Here is a 3,469-nt window from a genome sequence, read left to right on the forward strand (position 1 = left end):
GTTCACCATGACTCGTTGATCACAACGCGTGAACCACGCCAGATCCGAAGTCCACCACTCCCCGGGACGCTATCGTCTCTCACGATGGTGAGTCGTACGAAGCGACCCTTGTCGAGGGTCAATCGTTAATGCAGATCGCGCTGAACAACGCGGTACCCGGAATCGACGGCGATTGCGGCGGGGAAGCCGCCTGCGGCACGTGCCACGTGATCGTGGACCACGAGTGGTCGGACAAGGTGGGTAGCTCGGGAGCGATCGAAGAAGACATGCTCAGCATGCATCCCGAGCGTCAACCAACTTCGAGACTGTCGTGCCAGATGGTCGTGTCTGAGGCTTGGGACGGTTTGACCGTCGAACTGCCCGAATTCCAACTGTAGACCACGAGAGGGGAGTAAAAGATGAGTATTTCCTCAGCAGTCACCGCGAAAGTCCAGTCCACGCTGCCCGTGAAGATGCAACTGAGGGGCGCTCACGGCTACGACAAGATGCGCCGGTTGATCACCGGGACGAACGGCCAGAAGATGTTCACCGAGACCCCCATCCCGCCGGTCGAGGACGTCGACTTGGCTGATATCGATCTCAGCAACCCGTTCCTCTACCGTCAGGGTCGCTGGCAGTCCTACTTCGAGCGGGTGCGCAACGAGGCTCCGGTCCATTACCAGGCGAAGAGTCCGTTCGGTCCGTTTTGGTCGGTGACCCGGCACGAGGACATCATCGCCGTGGACAAGAACCACGAGGTGTTCTCGGCGGAACCGTTCATCATCATCGGCACTCCGCCCCGCTTCATGGACGTCGCGATGTTCATCGCGATGGACCCGCCGCGCCACGACCGCCAGCGCGCGACCGTTCAGGGAGTTGTGGCGCCGAAGAACCTGCGTGAGATGGAGGGGTTGATCCGCTCACGCGTTCGGGAGGTGTTGGACGACCTGCCGGTGAACGAGCCGTTCGAGTGGGTACAGAACGTCTCCGTCGAGCTGACCGCACGCATGCTGGCGACGCTGTTGGACTTCCCGTACGAGCAGCGCCGCAAGCTGGTGGAGTGGTCGGATCTGGCCGGCTCCATGGAGCAGGCCAACGGTGGTCCGTCCGACAACGACGAGATTTTCCGCGGCATGGTTGATATGGCGCAGGGGCTCGGTGCGCTCTGGCGCGACAAGGCGGCTCGAACGGCCAGCGGGGAAGAGCCCGGATTCGATCTGATCACGATGCTGCAGAGCAACGACGAAACGAAAGATCTCATCGACCGCCCGATGGAGTTTCTGGGCAACCTGCTGCTGCTCATCATCGGGGGCAATGACACCACGCGTAACTCGATGAGTGGCGGGGTGCTGGCCCTCAACGAGTTCCCCGACCAGTTCGAGAAACTGAAGGCGAATCCCGACCTGATCCCCGGAATGGTTCCCGAGATCATCCGGTGGCAGACCCCCTTAGCGTACATGCGGCGCGTCGCGAAGAAGGACACCATGCTGAACGGGCAGTTCATCCGCAAGGGCGACAAGCTGGTGATGTGGTACGCCTCGGGCAATCGGGATGAGCGTGTCTTCGAGCGGCCCGACGAGTTGATCATCGATCGAAGCAACGCCCGCAATCACATCGCCTTCGGGTTCGGCGTGCACCGGTGCATGGGCAACCGGCTCGCCGAGCTTCAGCTGCGGATCCTGTGGGAGGAACTGCTCCCACGCTTCGAGAACATCGAGGTCATCGGCGAGCCTGAGTACGTGCAATCGAATTTCATTCGGGGCATCAGCAAGTTGATGGTCCGCCTCACCCCTAAAGAGAGTGCATGACGCCCGAACGGGCGGTGATCGTCGGAGCCAGCCACGCCGGCGCGCAGCTGGCGGGCAATCTCCGGCGTGACGGTTGGGCCGGCGAGATCGTCCTGATCGGAGATGAGGGGAAACTGCCATATCACCGTCCGCCGTTGTCGAAGACCTACCTGGCCGGTAAGAGCAACCTCGACGAACTCCTGATCCGCAGTGCCGATTTTTACCCCAAGCAGGACATTAAGCTTGTGCACTCGACCGTGGATTCGATCGACCGGGCTGCGGGGCGCGTGTTATTGGATACCGGCGACACGGTGAGCTATACCAAGCTCGCGTTGTGTGTCGGCGCGAGGGCTAGGCAACTGCCGATTCCGGGGGCGAACCTTCGCGGGATTCACTACTTGCGCACCGCGGCTGACGTCGAATCGATCCGAGCAGCTGCTGTACCCGGCCATCGGGTCGTAATCGTGGGGGGCGGCTACATCGGGTTGGAGACAGCGGCCTCGTTGTGTTCGCTGGGCATGCAGGTCACTGTCCTGGAGGCGACGGATCGTGTACTTGAACGGGTCACCGCGCCGGAAGTGTCCGCGTTCTTCACGCGGATCCACCGCGACGCGGGCGTGGACATCAGAACTCAGGCCCTCGTCGAAGCCTTCACCGGCAACGGCAACGTGCGAGAGGTAGTGCTGGCGGACGGCGCATTACTTCCTGCCGATGTGGTGATCGTCGGTATCGGCGTGGTACCCAACACCGAACTCGCTTCAGCCGCAGGATTATCCGTCGACAACGGCATCGCGATCGATGACCAGGCCCGCACCAGCGATCCGGACATCGTGGCCGCCGGCGACTGCACCAGCCACGTGATGGCCCGATACGGTTCACGCATTCGGCTGGAATCGGTGCCGAGCGCCGGCGAGCAGGCCAAGATCGCCGCGGCGACCATCTGCGGGAAGCGCAGCGCCATCGCTGCGCTACCGTGGTTCTGGTCCGACCAGTACGACCTCAAACTCCAGATCGCCGGTCTGAACACCGGATACGACGAAGTCGTACTCAGCGGCGAACCATCGCACCATAGAGAATTCAGTTGCTTTTACTTCCGCGATGGCGAACTCATCGCCGCCGACTGCGTCAATCGACCACGCGATTTCATGCTTGCTAAACAGGCCATCACCAAACGTCTTCCCACCGACCGCGCCGAACTGCTCGCCGGTTCAGCTTGAACCGCCAAACGTCTCGGAACGGGGGTTGATCAGCTCAGCAAGGACGACTCCTCACTGGTGAGGAGTCGTCCAATCCGGGGGCAGTCCCGGTCTCCTTATACGTCACCCGCGAGTGCTCATCGACCGCGTGATTGACGTTGGCGTATTCCACGCCGCTGTGGTTGCGCTGACATGGCGGCCCGGCTTTTTGATCATCGAGACGCACCAGGTCCCGGGCTCGGAGTGCTCACAGCGATATGGTGTGGTTCGGCGCACCACCAAACCTGGTGTTCTGGTCTGGAGCCATCCAGTAGCGGCCAAGCAACGCCTCGACCTTCGAGCGCGACATGCCTAGATGTACGGCGATGTCATGCGGTCCAGCGACGTCTGAAACGCACATTGATGATTCGCGCTGGCCCGTCCGCGAATTGTGTTAACGACGGTTGAAAATCCGGCCAGTCGCGACGGCTGAAAAGTAGGCCACCCAATCAGATTGGATGGGTGATC

The 3,469-nt window shown here is 61.5% G+C and carries 3 protein-coding genes; all 3 read left to right on the forward strand.

The window, feature by feature from the left end:
* Positions 1-71: 71 nt before the first annotated feature.
* From AC3WTE_RS32460 to AC3WTE_RS32470, 3 genes are read left to right on the forward strand one after another with little or no spacing between them, the layout of a single operon-like run.
* The gene (locus AC3WTE_RS32460; RefSeq protein WP_492443726.1) at positions 72-377 is read left to right on the forward strand and encodes a 2Fe-2S iron-sulfur cluster-binding protein; all 306 of its coding nucleotides are present in this window, start codon (positions 72-74) and stop codon (positions 375-377) included.
* Positions 378-398: 21 nt separating this feature from the next.
* Positions 399-1,787, forward strand: coding sequence for a cytochrome P450 (locus AC3WTE_RS32465; protein ID WP_318986942.1), 1,389 nt, complete (start codon positions 399-401; stop codon positions 1,785-1,787).
* The gene (locus AC3WTE_RS32470; protein ID WP_318986943.1) at positions 1,784-2,983 is read left to right on the forward strand and encodes an NAD(P)/FAD-dependent oxidoreductase; all 1,200 of its coding nucleotides are present in this window, start codon (positions 1,784-1,786) and stop codon (positions 2,981-2,983) included. The genes AC3WTE_RS32465 and AC3WTE_RS32470 overlap by 4 nt, the downstream gene beginning before the upstream one ends.
* Positions 2,984-3,469: the final 486 nt, after the last annotated feature.

It is taken from the genome of Mycobacterium sp. FW102-FHT13B02, assembly GCF_058790275.1.

Coding starts and splice junctions, on each gene's coding strand:
- AC3WTE_RS32465 (WP_318986942.1), top strand. CDS start 399: ATGAGTATTTCCTCAGCAGTCACCGCGAAAGTCCAGTCCACGCTGCCC.
- AC3WTE_RS32470 (WP_318986943.1), top strand. CDS start 1,784: ATGACGCCCGAACGGGCGGTGATCGTCGGAGCCAGCCACGCCGGCGCG.